We start from the raw sequence: 20,934 nt of genomic DNA on the forward strand, positions 1-20,934 counted from the left end.
TGCTGCGGGGAACGGAACGAGCGGATGCGTCGGGGGAGGCATCCGCTCGTTCCGTCATATTGCGCGAGCGGAGAGCGGTGGTGTTAGCCTTGGCGTGTGCTTCACGGCCTGCTTCTCCTTAGCTGCCGCAGCGAGTCCTAGTCTCAGGCCTCCCTCGCTGCGGAGTTCGTCGTCGGCTGAAACCCATCCGTAAGCGAGAAGAGCACCCCATGCAGAACACCCAGCAGCCGTCGTCGATGCCCGTGCATCGCTACCGCCCCTTCCACGAGCAGATCCGCGTCGACCTGCCCGATCGCACGTGGCCGTCGAAGCGCATCGAGGTCGCGCCGCGCTGGTGCGCCGTCGACCTGCGCGACGGCAACCAGGCACTCATCGACCCGATGAGCCCCGAGCGCAAGCGCATCATGTTCGACCTTCTGGTCAAGATGGGCTACAAGGAGATCGAGGTCGGCTTCCCGTCGGCGAGCCAGACCGACTTCGACTTCGTGCGCAGCCTGATCGAGGGCGATGCGATCCCCGACGACGTCACCATCCAGGTGCTGACGCAGGCCCGCGATCACCTCATCGAGCGCACCTACGAGTCGATCGCCGGCGCGAAGCAGGCGATCGTGCACCTCTACAACTCGACGAGCATCCTGCAGCGCGAGGTCGTCTTCCGCACCGACCAGCAGGGCATCATCGACATCGCCCTGCACGGCGCACGCAAGTGCCGTGAGATGGAGGCGTCGATCCCCGGCACCACCGTCTTCTACGAGTACTCGCCCGAGAGCTACACCGGCACCGAGCTCGAGTTCGCGGTCGACGTCTGCAACCAGGTCATCGAGATCTTCGAGCCGACGCCCGAGCGCAAGGTCATCATCAACCTGCCCGCGACCGTCGAGATGGCCACGCCCAACGTCTACGCCGACTCGATCGAATGGATGTCGCGGCACCTCGCCCACCGCGAGAACGTGATCCTCTCGCTGCATCCCCACAACGACCGCGGCACCGCCGTCGCGGCGGCCGAGCTCGGCTACCTGGCCGGCGCCGATCGCATCGAGGGATGCCTCTTCGGCAACGGAGAGCGCACCGGCAACGTCGACCTCGTCGCCCTCGGCATCAACCTGTTCACGCAGGGCATCGACCCGCAGATCGACTTCTCCGACGTCGACGAGGTCAAGCGCACCGTCGAGTACTGCAACCAGCTGCCGGTGCCCGAGCGCCACCCGTGGGCCGGCGACCTCGTCTACACGGCGTTCTCGGGATCGCACCAGGACGCGATCAAGAAGGGCTTCGAGGCCATGGACGCCGAGGCCGAGCGCCGCGGCGTCACGCTCGGCGAGCTCGAGTGGGCCGTGCCGTACCTGCCCGTCGACCCGCGCGACCTCGGCCGCAGCTACGAGGCGGTCATCCGGGTCAACTCGCAGTCGGGCAAGGGCGGCGTCGCGTACCTGCTGAAGACCGACCACGCGCTCGACCTGCCGCGCCGTCTCCAGATCGAGTTCTCGGGCGTCGTGCAGGCCAAGACCGACGCCGAGGGCGGCGAGGTCTCGAGCGATGAGATCTGGCGCGTCTTCAACGACGAGTACCTGCCGGCGCCGCAGGATCGCCCCGACGAGAAGTGGGGACGCTTCGAGCTGCTGTCGCTCCGCACCGAGAGCGCACTCGACGGCGTCGTCAACGTGCGGGTAGGTCTCCGCGACGGCGACGAGCGCGTCGAGGCCGACGCGAGCGGCAACGGCCCGATCTCGGCGTTCCTCGCCGTTCTGGGCGCCGAGGGCGTCGCGGTGCAGCTGCGCGACTACGTCGAGCACACGCTCGCCGCGAGCGGCAACTCTCTGGCCGCGGCCTACGTCGAGCTCGAAGTCGAGGGCCGGGTGCTCTGGGGCGTCGGCATCGACGCCGACATCTCCACGGCATCGCTGAAGGCGGTCGTCTCCGCGGTCAACCGTGCGCTCCGCAGCGCGGCGCCCGCCGAGGCCGAGCGCGAGGTCGTCGGCGTCTGATTCCCAGAATCTGATCGGATGCCGCGTGCACGAGGTGTGCACGCGGCATCCGCTCGTTCAGGGTGCCGTGGTCAGGCTCGACGCCAGACCTTCCAGGAGCCGAGGGCACGTTGCTCGGGCAGGCTCCAGCCGAACCGCACGGAGCCGAGCCTGATCAGCGTGGTGACGACGACGCAGGCGCTGCCCGCGACGATCACGTTGACCCCGAGCGCGACGAGCACGACGAGGAGCGCCGCACCGACGGTGGCGGCGATCGCGTAGAGCGAACCGACGTGCATGAGGGCGATCGGCAGGTTCAGCGCGACGTCGCGGAGGATCGAGCCGCCGACGGCGGAGAGCACGCCGACGAAGACGGCCGGCACCACCGGCGCCCCGTAGGCGAGCGCCTTCGTCGTGCCGATCGCGCCGAAGAGTCCGATCGTCACAGCGTCGAGCGCGATGATGAGCCCGTTGAGCCTCGTGAAGACCCGGAGCAGCAGCATGCCGAGCAAGGCGGCGGCGGTCGCGACGGGAATGTACCAGTTGTCGAAGATCGCCGCGGGCGGTTGATTCAGGAGCACGTCGCGAAGCAGACCTCCGCCGAGCCCCACGAGCACGCCGATGAGGGCGACGCCGAGCAGGTCGATGCGGCGCTCGGTGAGACGGGCCGCGAACATCGCTCCCTGGATGGCTCCGATCGCCACTGCGGTGAGGTCGAGCCAGAGCGGGATGACGAAGAGTGCGGAGCTCACGCCACCAGTGAATCACGCGGCGAGAGGAACCGCTCGAACGTGACGCTCGTGGAGCGCCGCGGCATCCGCTTCGGACGGTTCGACTGCGCGGGGTGGGAGAATGAAGGGTGCCCGTGTATCGAGATGAAGCCGTCGTGCTCCGCACCCACAAGCTGGGCGAGGCCGACCGCATCGTCACGCTGCTGACCCGGCAGCACGGCAAGGTGCGGGCCGTCGCCAAGGGTGTGCGGCGCACCGGCTCGAAGTTCGGGTCGCGGCTCGAGCCGTTCATGGTCGCCGACCTGCAGCTCTACGAGGGTCGGAGCCTCGACGTCGTGACGCAAGCCGAGTCGCTCGGCTCGTACGGCGCGCTCATCACGCAGGACTACTCGGCGTACACGGCGGCGAACGCGATGGTCGAGGCCGCCGACAAGCTCACCGAGGCCGAAGGGTCGTTGCAGCAGTACCTGCTGCTCGTCGGCGCCCTGCGCTCCCTCTCACGGCACGAGCACGGGGCGAGCCTCACCCTCGACTCCTACCTGCTGCGCGCCCTCGCCCTCGCCGGGTGGGCGCCGAGCTTCCAGGACTGCGCCCGATGCGGCAAGGTCGGCGAGCACACGGCGGTCGTCGTGCAGCTCGGCGGCGTCGTCTGCGACGAGTGCGCCCCGCCCGGCACGCCCCGCATCGCCGGGTCCACGGTGGCCCTCCTCGGCGCACTGCTCGCCGGAGACTGGACCTTCGCCAAGGCGTCGAGCGACCGAGACCGCGGGCAGGCCAGCGGAATCATCGCCGCCTACACCCAGTGGCACCTCGAGCGGGGCCTCCGCTCGCTGCCGCACGTATCCAGAGAGACGACCGCCCAGTGAGCCCGAAGCCCTACACCCACCGCGACGCCGTGCCCTACCGGCCGCTCGACTGGACGGGCCTCTACCCGCCCGAGCTCCCGAAGGGCGCTGTGCCGGCGCACGTCGCGATCGTGATGGACGGCAACGGACGATGGGCGAACCGGCGCGGGCTCACCCGCATCGAGGGGCACAAGGCCGGCGAGATCGCGCTGCTCGACGTCGTCGCCGGTGCGATCCAGGCCGGCGTGAAGCACGTCTCGGTCTACGCCTTCTCGACCGAGAACTGGAAGCGCTCGCCCGAAGAGGTGCGCTTCCTCATGGGCTACAACCGCGACGTGCTGCACCGCCGGCGCGACCAGCTCAACGAGTGGGGCGTGCGCATCCGCTGGGCCGGCCGCCGGCCCCGCCTCTGGGCCTCGGTCATCAAGGAACTGCAGGTCGCCGAGCAACTGACCGCCGGCAACGACACCCTGACCCTCACGATGTGCGTCAACTACGGCGGGCGCACCGAGATCGCCGACGCCGTGCGATCGATCGCCGACGACGTGGCATCCGGTCGCCTTCGCCCGTCGGCCGTGTCGGAGAAGCTCATCGCGAAGCGGCTCTACGTGCCCGACCTGCCCGACGTCGATCTCTTCGTGCGCAGTTCGGGGGAGCAGCGCACCTCGAACTTCATGCTCTGGCAGTCGGCGTACGCCGAGATGGTGTTCCTCGACACGCTGTGGCCCGACTTCTCACGCGTCGACCTCTGGCAGGCCATCGAGCTCTACGCCGGGCGCAATCGCCGCTTCGGCGGCGCGGTCGACGCGCCGACCGCCGGAAGCTGAGTCGGCCCGACTCCTTCGGCCATGGTGCGCGTCAACCGAGGCCGAGTTCGATGACGAGCTTTCGTGCCTTGGTGAGCACGGCACTCGATCCCGACCGCGATGCAAGCTCGGCGAGGCCCGGCCAGACGGCGTGCTCGGCCGGAATCCGTCCCGCGGCAGCGGCGGCGCGCAGTACCGGGGCTCGAAGCAGCCCGACGTCGAGCACGCGATTGAGCCACGACGGCGGCTTCGACTGGGATGCCGCGTAGCGGACGGATTCGGTGAGCAGCGGCCACAGCACCGGCAGGGCGCGCAGCTCGCGTTCGATCGACCCCATCATTCGTGCGGGGGAGATGTCGGGCAGCGGCAGGAGTCGTGCGGCGGCCAGGCGCACCGACTCCGCGCTGAATCGGCGGTTCGCGACCATCGCGTCGACGCTGTAACGCGACTCGACGTCGGAGCACAGCGAGGCGAGCACGACCGCGACCATCAGCACCGTCAGCGGCGGCACCGGGCCGTTGCTCATCGGCCCGTCCGTGCTGGTACTGCGATCGCGGAACTCCGAGGGGATGATCCGGTCGAGCGCGTCATCCCATTGCAACCAGCGTCGTTCGTCGCCCTCGATCGTGTCGGCATCGAGCTGCCCTTCGCGGTCGAGGGCGTAGGACCAGGACATGAGTGCCCGGTAGCGCACGGCAGGTGCCTCGGGCAGCGCGAACTCGAGCGGCACGAACCGCTTCGACCCCCGAGTGTGCGATGACGAGGCGATGCGGACGCCGTCGTCGACCACCGGTCCTTCGCTGTCCCCGTCGGGCCAGATCGCGTCGAGATCGATCGAGGGCCGCGGCGCAGCGACATCGGAGCCGGGAGCCGGGTTCGGTTCGGGGAGCCGCCCGGCGATCGCCTTCGCTGCGGCAACGGCGCGCGACGAGCCCGGTCGTCCAGCAAGGGTGCGCGTGTGCGGCAGGTCGAGGGTCGACGGGTCGGCGAGCCCTGCCGCGACGGCATCCGCGGCAGCGGTGAGCAGGGTGCCGATCGCCTCGACGATCTCGGCGGTGCCCGCCGTCATCCGAACCGCTCCGAGCGACTGACCCACGAAATCGTCGAGCAGTGGCCAGACGACCGAGCCGAGACCGGCCTCGCTCAGCTCGAGCGCGACGCGGGCGAGCTGCGCACCACCCGGAGCACCCCGGCCGAGCAGGGCGAGATCAGCCACTCCCGGTCGCAGCAGTCCTCGGTCCCAGGCCTCGAGCACGCCCTCGAACATGTCGGTGGCCGCGCGCGGGTGTGGTGAGCCGAGTCCCCAGAGCATCCGTGCAGCGAGGCGTGGTGTGAGCGGCTCCTTGCGGCGCGCGAGCTGCCGCCACTCGTAGCCGCTGCCGGCTTCGAGCCCGTCGCCCGAGAACGCCCCGTCGCCCCACGTCGGCACGTCGACCGGGGTGCCCCAGCCGTACCTCGTCGTATCGATGCGCCGCGGGAACTGGGCCAGCGATGCCGGAAGTGCGGTGGGCTCGCGACGCCAGTCGCCGTCCTCGTCCTGCACCAACGCGGGTTCGAGCAATGGATCGAGCGCGTATGCCCGTGCTGCCGGGCCGGCCGCGATGGGCATGAGGGCTCCCGACTGCAGCACCACGGGCACGTGCAGCGCGGCGAACGCATCGAGGTGTCGTCGCTCGACGAGCGTCAGGTCGAGCCGGAGCAGCGCGAGGAACAGATCCGCCTCGCTCGAGGTGGCGTCTGCATCGCGGTACGCCTGCAGACGTTCGACGAGGTCGTACGGTGCGATCCGAAGGTCGTCCCACGACGGCGTGGACAGCAGCACGGGGACCTCGCCGAGCCGTTGGACGACCGCGGCCTCGCGTGACGGCGTCGGACCGAAGACCACATCGCTCCGCCAATCGTCGTCGCCGGGTTGCACGAGGCGGTCGAGCATGCGGATGCGGGTGCCGGCGACCGAGTCTGCAGCGGCGCTCACCCCAGCGCTCCAATTCGGCCTCAGCCCGCGGAGCGCGGCGCGCGCGGCCGCTGCATCCGCACGCGCGACCGCGTTCGCGAGCTCCAGGAAGCGGTCGACCTCGACGTCCTCCGCGCCGTCCGGGCGAGATGCCAGGATCCCAGCGGCCTCGGCGAGCGCGGCAGGGGAGACGACCGACGGTCGGAATCGCGGTACCGTCCACACCTCGGGCGCAGCTTGCCACGGGGTCGACGCGATCGCTGCTTCCGGCACGTGCTCGGTGTCGACACCCCATCGCTCACGGAGCGCCTTCGCCGACTTCGCGAGCGAGCCGTCTCGTCCGGACTCGATCGGAGACAGTGCGATCACGGCGGTCGCGGCCGCGTCGCCGGTGAGGGGCCGCACGCGGCGCAATGCTGCGTCGAGTACCGCCCTTCGGGCGGCTCCGGACTTCGCGGCGAGCGAGAGGGAGAGCACGTCGGCGGCCTGATGGTCGTCACCGTGCTCGATGATCGCGGGCGCGAGCGCCGTCACCACGGGGGCCTCGGCGTGGCTGATGGCTCCGACGAGCGCATCCGCGCGCGCGGCGATCTCGGCGTCGGTGAGCGCGAGCGAACCGACGAGGAGTCCGGCCCACACCTTGCGATCACCAGGGCGCTGGGCGGCATCGAGGGCATCGAGCGCGAGCGAGACGGCTTCGTCCCGCTCGATCCATCCTTGTTCGGCTCCGGCGGCGAGCACGCCGCCGAACGGACCGGTTGCAGGCGCACCGACGGCGACGCCGGTCCGCAGGTGGTCGGCGAAGCGCGATCGAATGAGGCCGGTCTCGATCGGGCCACGGTCGGCCGGATACAGCTCCGCCTCGAGGCCGAGCGCGACGGCCGCGTACACGGCCCAGTCCTTCAGGTACTCCACGCTCTCGGGCACGGGGAGTTCGTGATGGTGCACCAGGCGCACCGCGCGACCGGCGTGCACCGAGGTCGCGTGCTCCCATGGGCGACGGTTGGAACGGCAGGCACGTGCGGTGAACGCGATCGCGAACTCGGGGCCGCGCGTCGCGAGCACCTCGGCAGCGAGGTGATCCGGCACGGAACCCGGCCCGCCGAGCACGGCTTCGGCACGTTGCGGGTCTGCACCCACCCGGATCGCGAACAGTGCGAGCATCCCGTGGTCGGCCGTGCCGACCACGGACTCGCGGGTGAGGGTGTTCCCCTCGATGATCCAGTCGCTCCAATCGCCGCGCTGGAGACCGATACGCGCCTCGCGCCGTTGCGCTTCGGTGCCGACCGAGAGCTCGAGCGCGCCCGCCTGCGCGGCGTCGGCCCAGCCGAGGTCGCGGAACAGCTCGAGCGAACGGGTGAGGGCGTCGGTCATCGGATCTCCTCCATCAGGATCTGCACGGCGAGCACGTGCTTGCACGGTCCGCGATCGTCGCCGCCGGTGAGCTGCCACGTGCAGTTGCAGCGGAAGCCGCCGTCGGCGCCGCGCACGGTGTAGGTGGCAGGTTCGGTTCGGGTGCCTGCGTGCACGAGCCACTCGCCGAGTTCGGTGCCGCGTTCCACGAGGTGCTGCGCGACGAGGCGTCGCGCAGCTGCGAGGCGCGGATTGTCGCGCGCGACCCGCGCGGGGTCGTCCGGCAGCTCACGGTGGAAATGGGCGCCCGCGTGCACGTCCCAGCCGACACGTCCGGAAGCAGCGAGCACGGCGAGTCCCGACTCGACGTCTGCGGTCGGCAGTCCCGATGCGAGACGGAGCCGGTCGACGTCGATCACTGGCTCGAAGGCCAGCAGTGCGGAGACGAGCGCTGCGTGCTCGGCCGCCCCGGGGCCGGCCAGGGCGCCCAGCAGCGACCCCTCACCCGAGAAGCCGCGCCACGCCTCCTTCGTGATCCCGAGCAGCAGGCGGGAGTGCGGGAGATCGACCTCGAACGCCGCGGCCCCTGGCTCACCGTCGGCCGGGCCGTACACGGTGAGTCCGTCGACGTGCGGCAGCAGGCGCTTCAGGGCGCTCAGGCGCTGCAGTCCGTGCACGTGGACCGCGCCGACGGTGCGACGCGGCGCGATGCGGACCCCTGCGCTGGTCTGCGTCAGCCATCCGGCCGACCCTGCCACGGTCGCCGCAGGGATCGAGGTGAGTAGTGCGCGTGCGGCCGCCCGGTCGAGGCTGAAGGCTCGCGTGAGCCGACGGTGCATCTCCGCGACGTTGCCGAGCGCGTGGACCCAGCGACCGGGCATCTCGACCGGTCGTTCGGTCGCAGCATCGGAGGGAGTGGCGACCTTCAGACCATGGCGGCCGACATCGAGGTGGAACAGCTCATTTCGCCCGACCGAGGCGAGGGCCCGTCGCGTGGACATCCCGATGTCGACGTTGGTGGTTCCATGCGACACCTCGCCGCCGTCGAGGCCCGAGCCGAGCAGGTCGAGGCGCGCGTACACGCTGTTGCACGCCGAGAACACCTCGGCGCGCAGGCGGTCGCCGTGAGCGGTGAGCACCGGGTCGCGCTGGGTGGTGGGGGTGTACTTGAAGTACCGTGTCGCGGTGATGTCGGCGAGCGACAGCAGTCCGCGTGCCAGTACCTGCGGCTCGGTCGAGAAGCCGTGGAAGAAGCTCGGACTGGTGACTGGACCGTCGGGCGTGAGCGCGGGGGCGAGCGCGAGTGCGAGCCGATCCCGAGTCACCGAAGACGCCGTCGTGAACCCGCGAACACCCATGCGGACGAGGCTAGCGGAGGAGTTCCTCCGTCTTTCGCCACGCGGATCGATACGGACTCGACGGAAGATTCGGACAGCCCCTAGCGGCGGCCCCGGCGGCCGAGCACTCCGGCGAACAGGGCGTGCAGGAGAGGCAGGGCCGAGGCGATCATCAGCGTCGTCCCGAGCACGGGGTTCGGCCCGACGAGCACTGCGCCGCCGATCAGCAGCGCGGCGAACAGCACGGCCGACACGACCCGGCGGGCGACGCCCTCGAGCCGGTCGAGTCGCCGCTCGAGACGCGACGTGTCGAACGAGAGGCGGCCCTGATCAGCCTTCGTGATGAGGGCATCGACGCGTTGCGGCATCCGCCAGATCAGCCCCGCGCTCTTCATCGCCTCGGCAGCGAGATCTCTCGCGAGGTCGCCCCGCTCCTCGTCGAGGAGTCGGCCGGCGTAGGGCTCGACGGCATCCCACACGTTGAACTCGGGGTCGAGCCCGCTGCACATGCCCGATGTGAGGGCCATCGAGCGGATCAACAGCAGCAGTCGCTCGGGCAGCTGGAATGGAAGCGAACGCATGACATCGCCGAACTCCGTGCCGAACTCGCGGAACTCCTGCGGATCGACGTCCTTCAGCTGGGCGAAGCCCATGCCGCCGAAGCGTTCGAAGAGCTCGGCGAGCGCACGCTCGAGCTCGCCGGTCGCGGCCGTCGGCATGAGCACGCCGATCTCGCGCGCGGCCTCGATCATCGCCTTGCCATCACGAGCGGCCACGGCGATGACGAGTGCCCGGAGGCCCGAGCGCAGCTCGGTCGGCACCTCGGCCATCATGCCGAAGTCGACGAAGGTGAGCCGCCAGAGGGGGCCGGCCCGGTCGCCTGGCTCTTCGCCGCCGCGACCGGTCGCGGGCGGCAGCGGCGTGACGAAGATGTTGCCGGGGTGCGGATCGGCGTGCACGAAGCCATGGGTGAAGACCTGGTCGAACATGATCTCGGCGAAGACCCGGGCGACGTCGGCGGGCGCGATGCCGGCGGCCCTCAGGGCGTCGGTGTCGTTGATCTTGATCGCCGTGACGTCCTCGAGGGTCAGCACCCGACGTGTCGTGCGCTCCCACACCACGGCAGGGGCGTACACACGGGGGTCGTCGGCGAACGACTCCGCGAAGCGCTCTGCGCTCGCGGCCTCGTGCAGGTAGTCGATCTCCTCGAGGCTCGTCTGTGCGAACTCCTCGACGAGGGCCGGGGTATCCACTCGGTCGGACACGATGCGTACCCGTCGCAGCCAGCCGGCGACCCGGCGGAGCGCGGCGAGGTCGACGGCGACGATCTCATCGATGCCGGGGCGCTGCACCTTGACGACGACGTCCCGCAGTCCGGTCTCATCGGCGTCGCCGTCGAGGAGCCGGGCCCGGTGCACCTGCCCGAGTGACGCCGCCGCCACGGGGACCTCGTCGAACCGGTCGAAGACCTGTCCGAGGCGTGCCCCGAGTTCGGCCTCCGCGAGTTCTCGGATCGCCGGGAACGGCACGGGCGGCACTTCGTCCTGCAGTCCCTCGAGCTCCGAGGTGATCTCGGGCGGCAGCACGTCGAGGCGCGAGGAGAGGAACTGCCCGACCTTGATCATGAGGCCGCCGAGCTCGACGGCGAGCGTGCGGAAGTCTTCGGCGAGGCGCCGGATCCGTCGCTCGCGCGTGCGCTCGGCGATGCCGGCGAGGCCCAGTTTCGGCAGTGCGAGTTCGAACCACCAGAGCTGGACGAGCCGCCGGGCGGCGAACGTCAGGATGCGGCGCGAGCGCGCACGGCGTGCACCGTCGCTCATCGCACCGTGCTCTCGTCGGTTCCTCGACGGGGAGGCAGCAGCGGCACGTGTCAGCTCTCGGCGAGGATCGAGTACAGCGCGCGACGGGCGTCGTCGAGCACGCTGACGGCCTGCTTCACCTGCTCGGGCGTTCCGCTGCGGCCGAGCTGGGCCGTGGCGGCGGCGAGATCGACGGCCGCCTTCGAGAGCGCACGATGCTGTTCGCTGCCGTGCGGTGACGACGACTCCCACGGGGCGGCACGGTCGGCGGTGCCCTCCACCTCTGCGCGGCCGAGGTCGGTGAGCGAGTAGGTCTTCCGGCCGCGGAGTTCTTCGGCGACGATGAGCTCTTCATCGGCGAGCAGTTGCAGCGTGGGGTAGACCGATCCGGCACTCGGCTTCCAAGAGCCGCCGCTGCGCTCCTCGATCTCCTGGATGATCTGGTAGCCGTGCATCGGCTGCTCGGCGAGCAGGGCCAGGACGGCCGCGCGCACATCGCCCCGCGCCATCCGCTTCGCTCCCGGCCGAGGGTCGAACGTGGAGCGCAACTGCTCCATCGCCTCCCAGATCGCGGCGCCGGGGCTGCCTGCGCCGAAGCCGCGCTCACCACCGAAACCTGCTCCACCGAATCCGCCTGTCGGGCGCTGACCGTTCATGATGACCTCCCGGCGTTCGAATTGAACGATACTCAACGATATATCGCTACGACTCCGGATGGAAGGGGTAGGTGTCGGCCAGCCAGGCTTCGGCCTCGCGCGGATGCCGCAGCCGCACGACTTCGAGGTGCGGGCGACGCAGGGCGGCCTCCGCGACGAGTTCGCCTCTCGAGGAGTGCGTGCTCCATGCCCAGCGGATGATGTGCTCGGGGTCGCTGAAGATCGTGGTCAACGGCGGCTCGACGTTGCCGTTCCAGAGCTCCTCGCGCCGCACGCGGCGGCGCACCGTACGGGCGACCACCTGCCGCATCACGCGAGACCGCGAGTAGTCGAGGAAGATCATCAGCTGGGCGCGGTCGGCGAGCAGTTCACGCGCGGAGTCGTACTGCCACTCGGTCACCCAGCCGGGCTCCGAAGTGAATGCGTCGACGTCGGCGACGAAGCTCGGCCGCGGCGTCCAGTCCTCGCCATGGAACAGCGCGTCGATCTCGGTGTACGGCACGCCGGCCGCCGCTGCGATCCGCCGCGCGAGCGTCGACTTGCCCGCGCCGCTCGCGCCGGCGACGAGGATGCGCCGGGGTGCGTGGTCGCGTGGGGCATCGGCGGCGTGAGGCATCCGTTCACCCTAAACCGGGCCGGAACCACGCTCCAGTCGGGAATACCGCGGGCGAATCATCCGTTCGCATACTTCGTGAGTGAACCCATCAAGATCGACATCTGGTCCGACATCGCGTGCCCGTGGTGCTACATCGGCAAGCGCCACCTCGAGAGCGGCATCGCCTCGCTGGGTGACGACGCCCCCGATGTCGACATCACGTACCACTCCTTCGAGCTCGCGCCCGACACCCCGGTGGACTTCGAGGGGTCGGAGATCGACTTCCTCGCCAAGCACAAGGGCATGCCCGCCGAGCGCGTGCAGCAGATGCTCGAGCACGTCACGGGCGTCGCGGCGACCGCCGGTCTCGACTACGACTTCGACGCGCTGCAGCACACCAAGACGCTGAAGGCGCACGAGCTGCTGCACTTCGCCAAGGAGCAGGGCTTGCAGCTCGAACTCACCGAACGGCTGCTGCGCGCGTACTTCACCGAAGGCCGCCATGTCGGCCGCATCGACGAGCTCGTCGAACTCGGCGCCGAGGTCGGCCTCGACGCCGACGCGGCACGCGAGGCGCTCGACTCGGGCCGCTATGCCGCCGCCGTGCAGGCCGACATCGCCCAGGCCCAGGCCTACGGCATCAACGGCGTGCCCTTCTTCGTCATCGAGGGCAAGTACGGCATCTCCGGCGCGCAGCCCGCCGAGGTCTTCGCCCAGGCGCTCACGCAGGTCGCCGGCGAGCGCGAGGGCGCCGTCGCGTGAACGACGTCGACACTGCGAAAGCGGATGCCGCGGCGCCCGCGCCCTTCGCGATGATCGCGGGCGATCCGTCGGCCATGGTCTGCGAGGGCGACGTCTGCTACATCCCCGGCACCGCAGCAGGGGAATAGGCGCTCAGGCGCCGTATCGAGACCTCGTCTACTCGGGGTCGGAGATGTCGGCCACGGTCGCGTCGAACGCGTCGATGAGCCGGTCGGCGTCGACGAAGAGGCTGCGGCCGTGCTCGCCGGCGCCCATCGAGACCCGCCGCCCCTCGATCGAGGCGTCGGCGACGACGGGCCACGCCGTGGTCGAGCCGAGCGGGGTGATCGTGCCGCGCTCGTAGCCGGTCGCGGCGAGCGCGAGCGAGGCGTCGGGCAGCTGCAGCTTGTTCACGCCGACGACGGCGCGCAGCTTCGGCCACGAGATCTTGCGGCCGCCGGGCACGAGGGCGAAGACGAAGGTGCCGTCGCTGCGCTTGACGACGAGTGACTTGACGATGTCGGCGGGCGTGATGCCCATGAGCTTCGCCGCCTCCTCGAGGCTGTTCGCGGCCGGGCGCTCGATGATCTCGACCTCGAGGCCGCGCGCCGCGGCATCCGCTCGCACCCGATCCACGCCCGTGAGCTCCGACATGTCGTCCTCCCCAGCCTCGTTCCTCCGAGAATCCTAGGCGCGCACGGCCGAAGCGGGCGAGCGCGCCCCGATCTCTGGGAGAATCGACGGTGATGTCCTCAACCACCACGCTTCCCACGGGCCCGCTCACGATCGGCGGGCTCGCCCTCGACGTGCCCGTCGTGCTCGCCCCCATGGCCGGCATCACGAACACGGCCTTCCGTCGCCTCTGCCGCGAGTTCGGCGCCGGTCTCTACGTCAGCGAGATGATCACCTCCCGCGCCCTCGTCGAGCGCACGCCCGAGTCGATGCGCCTCATCACGCACCACGAGTCCGAGACGCCGCGTTCGATCCAGCTCTACGGCGTCGACCCGAAGACCGTCTCAGAGGCGGTCACCATGCTCGTGGCCGAAGACCGGGCAGATCACATCGACCTGAACTTCGGATGTCCCGTGCCGAAGGTCACCCGCAAGGGCGGCGGTGCCGCATTGCCGTGGAAGAGCGGGCTCTTCCGCGACATCGTCGAGGGAGCCGTGCGGGCTGCCGGCGACAAGCCGCTCACCATCAAGATGCGCAAGGGCATCGACGCCGACCACCTCACGTACCTCGAGGCCGGTCGCATCGCCGAGGGCGCGGGCGTGGCGGCGGTCGCGCTGCACGCGCGCACGGCGTCCGAGTTCTACTCCGGCGAGGCCGACTGGTCGGCCATCGCGAAGCTCAAAGAGACGGTGACGAGTGTTCCGGTGCTCGGCAACGGCGACATCTGGTCGGCCGAAGACGCGCTGCGCATGGTCGCCGAGACCGGGTGCGACGGCGTCGTCGTCGGGCGCGGATGCCTCGGCCGCCCCTGGCTCTTCGGCGACCTCGCCGCGGCCTTCCGCGGGGAGTCGCAGAGCTTCCACCCGTCGCTCGGGCAGGTCGCGCAGACCTTCCGTCGCCACGCCGAACTCCTCACCGAGTTCTTCGACAGCGAAGAGCGCGGGTGCCGCGACATCCGCAAGCACGTCGCCTGGTACTTCAAGGGCTATCCCGTCGGCGGCGACCTCCGCGCCCGCCTCGCGACGGTGGAGTCGCTCGCCCAGCTCGACGAGCTGCTCGGCACGCTCGACTGGTCGATGCCCTACCCCGGTGAAGGCGCCGAAGGCCCTCGCGGCCGCGCGGGCACGCCGAAGAAGCCGGCGCTGCCCGAGGGATGGCTCGACTCGCAGGAGCTCGCGGGTCACGACCGCGTGACGCTCGTCGACGCCGAACTCGACACGAGCGGCGGCTGAGCATGCGCGAACCACTCTTCGGCGGCTACGAGGCCACCGACACCGAGCGCTGGCTTCCCGAAGAGCACTCCTCGCGGCGCAGCGACTTCGCGCGCGACCGCGCGAGACTGCTGCATTCGAGCGCGCTCCGGCGTCTTGCGGCGAAGACCCAGGTGCTGAGCCCCACGGCGGGCCTCGACTTCGCCCGCAACCGCCTCACGCACTCGCTCGAGGTCGCGCAGGTCGGCCGCGAGCTCGCCTCGAGCCTCGGCCTCGATCCCGACGTCGTCGACACCGCGTGCCTCGCGCACGACCTCGGGCACCCGCCCTTCGGGCACAACGGCGAGAAGGCGCTGAACACCTGGGCGGCCGACATCGGCGGGTTCGAGGGCAACGCACAGACGCTGCGCCTCCTCACCCGGCTGGAGCCCAAGGTGTTCGGCCCCGACGGCCGCACCTACGGCCTGAACCTCACGCGTGCGAGCCTCGACGCGAGCTGCAAGTACCCGTGGCCTGAGGAGACGAGCGTCGCCGACCCGTCCGGGCGCGCGAAGTTCGGCTTCTACCAGAGCGACACCGAGGTCTTCCGCTGGCTCCGCGCCGGCGCGCCCGAGCGACGGCTCTGCATCGAGGCGCAGGTCATGGACCTCAGCGACGACATCGCCTACTCGGTGCACGACTTCGAAGACGCGATCGTCAACGGCTACATCGACGTCGCCGCCCTCGGCGCACGCGTCGACCACGAGAACCTCGTCACGTCGATGCACGAGTGGGTCGGCGGGTCCGTCACGCACGACGAGCTCATCGCCGCGTTCGACCGCCTCGACTCGCTCGACGGCTGGCTCGACACGTGGAACGGCAGCCGCGTCGACCAGGGGCGCCTCAAGAACCTCACGAGCCAGCTCATCGGCCGGTTCGCACACGCGGCGACCTCGGCGACCCGGTCGGCGTTCCCGCTCGCGAGCCTCATCCGGTTCGACGCCGACGTCATCGTGCCGCGAGAGATCCAGGCCGAGATCGCGGTGCTGAAGGGCATCGTGGCGGCGTACGTCATGTCGAAGAACACGCGCCAGCCGATCTATCACCAGCAGCGCGAGGTGCTCACCACCCTGGCCGACGTGCTCCTCGCAAGCGGTGAGCGGCATCTCGACGCGGGCTTCGCCGAGGACTGGCGCGCCGCCGGCGACGACACCGCTCGCAAGCGCGTCGTCGTCGACCAGGTCGCGAGCCTGACCGACCAGTCGGCCCTCGCCTGGTACGAACGCCTCGTGCAGCAGTGACGGCATCGCGCAGCAGCACGGCATCGCGCAGCGGCGAAGGCGTGGCGCAGCGGTGACGACTGGTCCGTTCGGCCGCCGACGTCCCGCGGCGAACTAGGATGAGAGCCATGGCGGGCCGAATTCGACAGAGCGATGTCGATGAGGTGAAGGCCCGCACGAACATCGCCGACATCGTGGGCGAGCACGTCAGCCTGAAGTCGGCCGGCGTCGGTTCGATGAAGGGCCTCTGCCCCTTCCACGACGAGCGCAGCCCGAGCTTCCACGTGCGCCCCGGCCTCGGCTACTACCACTGCTTCGGCTGCGGCGAGTCGGGCGACGTCTACTCGTTCCTGCAACGCATGGACCACGTCTCGTTCACCGAGGCAGTGGAGCGGCTCGCGGGGCGCATCGGCTTCGAGCTGCACTACGAAGACGGCGGCCAGGCGTCCGACCACGGCAACCGTGCCCGTCTCCTCGCCGCCAACCAGGCCGCCGCCGAGTTCTTCGTCGAGCGCCTCAGCGCCCCCGACGCCGAGGTCGGCCGGCGGTTCCTCGGCGAGCGCGGCTTCGACGCCGAGGCCGCGCGTCGTTTCGGCGTGGGCTTCGCGCCCAAGAGCTGGGACGCCCTGACCGACCACCTCAAGGGTCGCGGATTCACGACCGAAGAGCTGTCCGCATCGGGCCTCGTCTCGCAAGGCGACCGGGGCGTCTACGACCGCTTCCGAGGCCGCCTCGTGTGGCCCATCCGCGACGTCACCGGCCAGACCGTCGGCTTCGGCGCCCGGCGGCTGCTCGACGACGACAAGGGCCCCAAGTACCTGAACACCCCCGAGACCGCGATCTACCACAAGTCGCAAGTGCTCTACGGGCTCGACCTCGCCAAGCGCGACATCTCGAAGACCCATCGCGTCGTGGTCGTCGAGGGGTACACCGACGTCATGGCGTGCCATCTCGCCGGCATCACGACGGCGATCGCGACGTGCGGCACCTCGTTCGGCGTCGACCACATCAAGGTGCTGCGCCGGGTGCTCGGCGACGCCTCGGGCGTCGGCGAGGTCGTGTTCACGTTCGACGGCGACGCGGCCGGCCAGCAGGCGGCGATCCGCGCCTTCGGCGAAGAGCAGCGCTTCGCCGCCCAGACCTTCGTCGCCGTCGCGCCCGACGGGCTCGACCCGTGCGACCTGCGCCTGGCGCGCGGCGACGCCGCTGTGCGCACCCTCATCGAGTCGCGCACGCCGATGTTCGAATTCGTCATCAAGCACACGCTCGCCCGCTACGACCTCGAGACGGTCGAGGGCCGGGTCGCGGCGCTTCGGGCGGCCGCGCCCGTCGTCGCCGACATCCGCGACCCCGCGCTGCGGCCCGGATACACCCGCGAGCTCGCCCGCATGCTCGGCGTCGAGCTCGGCGAGGTCTCGCGCGCGGTGCGCTCCGCGGCGAGCCGGCCGAAGTCGGGGGAGTCGGGCAGCGGTCAGTCCGCGGCATCCGGCCCGGCAGGTTCCACCGAGGCGACGGATGCCCCAGAGCGCCCGTTCTCGATCACCCAGCTGCCGAGCGACCCGGCGACCCGCCTCGAACGCGACGCCCTCCAGGCGATGGTGCAGCATCCCGACACGGTCGGCGCCGACCTCCTGCGCCACGCGATCGACTGCCGGTTCGGCAACCCGTCGCTCGCGGTCATCCGCGACGGCATCGCCTCCGTGCTCGCTTCTCCCGATCCGCAGGTGCGCGTCGATCGCGTCGTCGCCGAGGTGCCCGCACCGTTCGCGAGCCTCGTGCAGCAGCTCGCCGTCGCTCCCATGCCGCATCGCAACGAGGCCGAGCTCACCGTCTACGTGCAGGGCGTGGTGGGCGCGCTCGTCGATCGCGAGCTGCTGCGCCAGAAGTCGGAACTGCTCGGGCGCCTGCAGCGCACCGACCGCACCGACGTCGCCGCATATGCGGCGCTGCAGCGCGCGCTCGTCGAGATCGAGACCGAGCGGCGAGCGCTCAGGGCCGACTGAGCGAATCCGCCGAGCACGGGAACGACGCTCATCGGTTGCGCGTCAGGTTGCAGATCGGTAAACATTCCGCCGTCCTGTGGACGAGCCATGCAGCTTTCATGCCTGGTGTGCTACCTGTTGGGGATACGAAAACGCGCCTGCGCGCAACGCAGCGCGATTGAGTCCTGACAGGAAGAGGTAGACGGATATGACATCCGCATCCAAGAACGGGCGGCGCAGCCTCGTCGCAGTGGCCGGTTTCTCGGCCGCAGCCCTCGCATTCGCGGGCTGCTCGGCCGGCCAGCCGGCCGACGAGGCCTCCGGCAGCTCGATCACCGTCGGCACGACCGACAAGGTGACGACGCTCGACCCGGCCGGCTCGTACGACAACGGCTCGCTCGCCGTGCAGACGCAGGTCTTCCCGTACCTGCTGAACACCGACTACCAGAGCACCGACGTCGTGCCCGACCTCGCCGAGTCGGCCGAGTTCACCTCGCCGACCGAGTACACGGTCACGCTTCCCGAGGGCCTCAAGTGGGCCAACGGCAACGACCTCACGGCCGACGACGTCAAGTTCTCGTTCGACCGCCAGATCGCGATCGCCGACCCCAACGGCGCATCGAGCCTGCTCTACAACCTCGACAGCACCGAGGTCGTCGACGACACGACCGTCGTCTTCCACCTCAAGGCCGAGAACGACCAGGTCTTCCCGCTCATCCTCACGAGCTTCCCGGGCGCCATCGTCGACGACGAGGTGTTCGCGGCCGACGCGCTGACCCCCGACGACGAGATCGTCGCGGCGAACGCGTTCGCAGGTCCGTACACGATCACGAGCTACGACTTCAACACGCTCATCTCGTTCAAGAAGAACCCCGAGTACAAGGGCCTTCTCGCCGAGGCGAAGACCGACACGGTCAACCTGAAGTACTACGCCGAGTCGTCGAACCTGAAGCTCGACGTGCAGGAGGGCGGCATCGACGTCGCCTACCGCAGCCTCTCCGCGACCGACATCGACGACCTCAAGGGCAACGACAAGGTCAACGTGGTCGAGGGCCCCGGCGGCGAGATCCGCTACATCGTCTTCAACTTCGACACGCAGCCGTACGGCGCGAAGACGCCCGAGGCCGACCCGGCCAAGGCGCTCGCCGTCCGCCAGGCCGTCGCCGACCTCATCGACCGCGATGAGCTCGCCGACCAGGTCTACAAGGGCACCTACACGCCGCTGTACTCCTACGTTCCCGCCGGCCTCGCCGGTGCGATCGAGCCGCTGGTCGAGATGTACGGCGACGGTTCGGGTGCGCCCGACGCCGACAAGGCCGCCGAGCGTCTCACGGCTGCCGGCGTGACCACCCCGGTCGAGCTCAACCTGCAGTACTCGAACGACCACTACGGCCCCTCGTCGGCCGATGAGTACGCACTCATCAAGGACCAGCTCGAGTCGACCGGCCTGTTCACGGTCAACCTGCAGACCACCGAGTGGGTGCAGTATTCCGAGGACCGCACGTCCGACGTGTACCCGGCCTACCAGCTGGGCTGGTTCCCCGACTACTCGGACGCCGACAACTACGTCACGCCGTTCTTCCTGATCGAGAACTTCCTCTCGAACCACTACGTGAACCAGGAAGTCAACGACCTGATCATCGAGCAGGCGTCGACGCTCGACCCGGCGGCCCGTACCGCGCTCATCGAGGAGATCCAGCAGAAGGTGGCGGCCGACCTGTCGACCGTGCCGTACCTGCAGGGCGCCCAGGTCGCCGTGACCGGCACCGACGTGGAGGGCGCCGACCAGACGCTCGACGCTTCGTTCAAGTTCCGCTACGCGGCGCTGTCGAAGGGCTGAGCCGACTGAACGGCTAGAGTCACTTCTACGCAAGGAACGGATGGCCCGCTCTCCGGAGCGGGCCATCCGCATTCGAGCCTCACCCGATTGGCGAACATTGACCTCAACGACGACGGCGCCCGCCAGTAGCGCGTCCCCCGCAAAACGGAGACCACCCAGATCCTCCGGTGGCGGCCTCGGCCGCTACATCATCGTGCGGGCCCTCCTCATCATCCCGACGGTGTTCATCCTCGTCACCCTCGTCTTCGTGCTCATGCGCTCGACGGGCGACCCGATCACCGCGAAACTCGGCGGCCAGCTCCCGGCCGACCAGCTCGCCGAGCGCATCCACGCGGCCGGCTACGACCGCCCGATCATCGTGCAGTACCTCGAGTACCTCGGCCAGATCGCCACGGGCAACTTCGGCACGACGCTGACCGACAACCGACCGGTCACCGAGATCCTCGTCACCTATGGCGCCGCGACCCTCGAGCTCGCGTTCTACGCCCTCATCGTCGCCTTCGTCGTCGGCATTCCGTTCGGCCTCATCGCCGCGTACTTCCGCGACAAGGGGCAGGATGCCTCGCTGCGCGTGTTCGCCATCCTCTGCTACGCCACCCCGGTCTTCTTCTCGGGCCTGCTGCTGAAGCTCGTCTTCTCGGTGTGGCTCGGTTGGCTGCCGGTCTCGGGTCGAGCCTCGGTCGGTGCGCAGCTCCAGATGGAGCTGCTGCCGAACAAGACGGGCCTCTACACGATCGACGCGATCATGACCGGCAATCCCGCGGTGCTCGGCGACGTGCTCGCCCACGCGGTGCTGCCCGCCATCGCGCTCGGACTGCTCACGGCAGGCGTGTTCCTCAGGCTCGTACGCACCAACGTCATCGGCACGCTCTCGACCGACTACGTCGACGCCGCGCGTTCGCGCGGCGTGAGCGAGTACCGGCTCGTGCGCAAGCACGCGTACCGCCCCGCGCTCATCCCGATCATCACGGTCATCGGCCTGCAGATCGCGCTGCTCCTCGGCGGCGCGGTGCTCACCGAGACGACCTTCGAGTGGAAGGGCCTCGGGTTCATGCTCTCCGAGTACCTCCAGGCGCGCGACTTCGTCGCCGTGCAGGGCATCGTGGCCCTGCTCGCTGTGATCGTGGCGCTCACCAACTTCATCGTCGACATCATCGCGGCGCTCATCGACCCGAGGGTGAGGTACTGA

The 20,934-nt window shown here is 69.9% G+C and carries 17 protein-coding genes; 10 read left to right on the top strand and 7 right to left on the bottom strand.

Translation table 11 applies throughout. From position 1 onward, the window contains the following. The first annotated feature begins 209 nt into the window (after nucleotides 1-209). Nucleotides 210-1,985, top strand: coding sequence for a 2-isopropylmalate synthase (gene leuA, locus ESP57_RS00870; protein WP_129230215.1), 1,776 nt, complete (start codon nucleotides 210-212; stop codon nucleotides 1,983-1,985). Between the two features lie 71 nt (nucleotides 1,986-2,056). On the opposite strand, the gene ESP57_RS00875 is transcribed toward leuA, so the two are convergent. Further along, the gene (locus ESP57_RS00875; protein WP_056008445.1) at nucleotides 2,057-2,716 is read right to left on the bottom strand and encodes a trimeric intracellular cation channel family protein; all 660 of its coding nucleotides are present in this window, start codon (nucleotides 2,714-2,716) and stop codon (nucleotides 2,057-2,059) included. Between the two features lie 107 nt (nucleotides 2,717-2,823). On the opposite strand from ESP57_RS00875, the gene recO reads away from it, so the two are divergent. After that, entirely contained in the window at nucleotides 2,824-3,561 is a 738-nt protein-coding gene (gene recO / locus ESP57_RS00880; protein ID WP_056008448.1) for a DNA repair protein RecO, read from the top strand. Next, a complete protein-coding gene (locus ESP57_RS00885; RefSeq protein ID WP_056008451.1) occupies nucleotides 3,558-4,367 on the top strand; it encodes an isoprenyl transferase in 810 nt (269 codons plus the stop codon). The genes recO and ESP57_RS00885 overlap by 4 nt, the downstream gene beginning before the upstream one ends. A gap of 31 nt (nucleotides 4,368-4,398) precedes the next feature. Here ESP57_RS00885 and ESP57_RS00890 read toward each other — a convergent pair whose 3' ends face one another. The 5 genes from ESP57_RS00890 to ESP57_RS00910 all read right to left on the bottom strand — a co-directional run bounded on the left by ESP57_RS00890 (nucleotide 4,399) and on the right by ESP57_RS00910 (nucleotide 12,061). Beyond that, nucleotides 4,399-7,674: a DUF7824 domain-containing protein gene (locus ESP57_RS00890; RefSeq protein WP_129230217.1), complete on the bottom strand. Its 3,276-nt coding sequence runs from the start codon at nucleotides 7,672-7,674 to the stop codon at nucleotides 4,399-4,401. Then, nucleotides 7,671-9,011: an SWIM zinc finger family protein gene (locus ESP57_RS18345; RefSeq protein ID WP_165877348.1), complete on the bottom strand. Its 1,341-nt coding sequence runs from the start codon at nucleotides 9,009-9,011 to the stop codon at nucleotides 7,671-7,673. The genes ESP57_RS00890 and ESP57_RS18345 overlap by 4 nt, the downstream gene beginning before the upstream one ends. 80 nt (nucleotides 9,012-9,091) lie before the next feature. Continuing rightward, a complete protein-coding gene (locus tag ESP57_RS00900) occupies nucleotides 9,092-10,810 on the bottom strand; it encodes an ABC1 kinase family protein (protein ID WP_129230219.1) in 1,719 nt (572 codons plus the stop codon). A 50-nt stretch (nucleotides 10,811-10,860) separates the two neighbouring features. After that, the gene (locus tag ESP57_RS00905) at nucleotides 10,861-11,445 is read right to left on the bottom strand and encodes a PadR family transcriptional regulator (RefSeq protein WP_129230221.1); all 585 of its coding nucleotides are present in this window, start codon (nucleotides 11,443-11,445) and stop codon (nucleotides 10,861-10,863) included. Nucleotides 11,446-11,491: 46 nt separating this feature from the next. Then, entirely contained in the window at nucleotides 11,492-12,061 is a 570-nt protein-coding gene (locus ESP57_RS00910) for a P-loop NTPase family protein (protein WP_129230223.1), read from the bottom strand. Between the two features lie 75 nt (nucleotides 12,062-12,136). Here ESP57_RS00910 and ESP57_RS00915 point away from each other — a divergent pair, with 75 nt between their 5' ends. Together ESP57_RS00915 and ESP57_RS18815 are read left to right on the top strand one after the other, a co-directional pair. Continuing rightward, the gene (locus ESP57_RS00915) at nucleotides 12,137-12,802 is read left to right on the top strand and encodes a DsbA family oxidoreductase (RefSeq protein WP_129230225.1); all 666 of its coding nucleotides are present in this window, start codon (nucleotides 12,137-12,139) and stop codon (nucleotides 12,800-12,802) included. Next, on the top strand, nucleotides 12,799-12,930 hold the full coding sequence (locus ESP57_RS18815) for a hypothetical protein (protein WP_279387782.1): 132 nt from the start codon (nucleotides 12,799-12,801) through the stop codon (nucleotides 12,928-12,930). Before ESP57_RS00915 ends, ESP57_RS18815 begins: the two co-directional genes overlap by 4 nt. A 28-nt stretch (nucleotides 12,931-12,958) precedes the next feature. Here ESP57_RS18815 and ESP57_RS00920 read toward each other — a convergent pair whose 3' ends face one another. Next, complete coding sequence (locus ESP57_RS00920) at nucleotides 12,959-13,435, bottom strand: aminoacyl-tRNA deacylase (RefSeq protein ID WP_129230228.1); 477 nt, start codon at nucleotides 13,433-13,435, stop codon at nucleotides 12,959-12,961. A gap of 92 nt (nucleotides 13,436-13,527) precedes the next feature. Between ESP57_RS00920 and dusB the strand changes: the two genes are divergently transcribed. The 5 genes from dusB (at nucleotide 13,528) to ESP57_RS00945 (ending at nucleotide 20,934) form a co-directional block, all read left to right on the top strand. Continuing rightward, nucleotides 13,528-14,685 (top strand): tRNA dihydrouridine synthase DusB, encoded by a 1,158-nt coding sequence (dusB, locus tag ESP57_RS00925; protein ID WP_056008474.1) that lies wholly within the window; start codon nucleotides 13,528-13,530, stop codon nucleotides 14,683-14,685. 2 nt (nucleotides 14,686-14,687) lie between these two features. Then, on the top strand, nucleotides 14,688-15,944 hold the full coding sequence (locus tag ESP57_RS00930) for a deoxyguanosinetriphosphate triphosphohydrolase (RefSeq protein WP_056008477.1): 1,257 nt from the start codon (nucleotides 14,688-14,690) through the stop codon (nucleotides 15,942-15,944). A gap of 107 nt (nucleotides 15,945-16,051) precedes the next feature. After that, the gene (dnaG, locus tag ESP57_RS00935) at nucleotides 16,052-17,926 is read left to right on the top strand and encodes a DNA primase (RefSeq protein ID WP_129230230.1); all 1,875 of its coding nucleotides are present in this window, start codon (nucleotides 16,052-16,054) and stop codon (nucleotides 17,924-17,926) included. Between the two features lie 187 nt (nucleotides 17,927-18,113). Next, the gene (locus tag ESP57_RS00940) at nucleotides 18,114-19,745 is read left to right on the top strand and encodes an ABC transporter substrate-binding protein (RefSeq protein ID WP_056008483.1); all 1,632 of its coding nucleotides are present in this window, start codon (nucleotides 18,114-18,116) and stop codon (nucleotides 19,743-19,745) included. A 97-nt stretch (nucleotides 19,746-19,842) separates the two neighbouring features. Then, entirely contained in the window at nucleotides 19,843-20,934 is a 1,092-nt protein-coding gene (locus ESP57_RS00945) for an ABC transporter permease (protein WP_056008486.1), read from the top strand.

Origin of the sequence: Agromyces fucosus (assembly GCF_004134865.1) — a bacterium.
GTDB classification, from domain to species: domain Bacteria; phylum Actinomycetota; class Actinomycetes; order Actinomycetales; family Microbacteriaceae; genus Agromyces; species Agromyces fucosus.

Excerpts from the sequence above, each read along its gene's own strand:
- ESP57_RS00910 (WP_129230223.1), bottom strand. The coding sequence starts at position 12,061 with ATGCCTCACGCCGCCGATGCCCCACGCGACCACGCACCCCGGCGCATC.
- leuA (WP_129230215.1), top strand. The coding sequence starts at position 210 with ATGCAGAACACCCAGCAGCCGTCGTCGATGCCCGTGCATCGCTACCGC.
- ESP57_RS18345 (WP_165877348.1), bottom strand. The coding sequence starts at position 9,011 with ATGGGTGTTCGCGGGTTCACGACGGCGTCTTCGGTGACTCGGGATCGG.
- dusB (WP_056008474.1), top strand. The coding sequence starts at position 13,528 with ATGTCCTCAACCACCACGCTTCCCACGGGCCCGCTCACGATCGGCGGG.
- ESP57_RS00890 (WP_129230217.1), bottom strand. The coding sequence starts at position 7,674 with ATGACCGACGCCCTCACCCGTTCGCTCGAGCTGTTCCGCGACCTCGGC.
- ESP57_RS00905 (WP_129230221.1), bottom strand. The coding sequence starts at position 11,445 with ATGAACGGTCAGCGCCCGACAGGCGGATTCGGTGGAGCAGGTTTCGGT.
- ESP57_RS00940 (WP_056008483.1), top strand. The coding sequence starts at position 18,114 with ATGACATCCGCATCCAAGAACGGGCGGCGCAGCCTCGTCGCAGTGGCC.
- dnaG (WP_129230230.1), top strand. The coding sequence starts at position 16,052 with ATGGCGGGCCGAATTCGACAGAGCGATGTCGATGAGGTGAAGGCCCGC.
- ESP57_RS00900 (WP_129230219.1), bottom strand. The coding sequence starts at position 10,810 with ATGAGCGACGGTGCACGCCGTGCGCGCTCGCGCCGCATCCTGACGTTC.
- ESP57_RS00930 (WP_056008477.1), top strand. The coding sequence starts at position 14,688 with ATGCGCGAACCACTCTTCGGCGGCTACGAGGCCACCGACACCGAGCGC.
- ESP57_RS00920 (WP_129230228.1), bottom strand. The coding sequence starts at position 13,435 with ATGTCGGAGCTCACGGGCGTGGATCGGGTGCGAGCGGATGCCGCGGCG.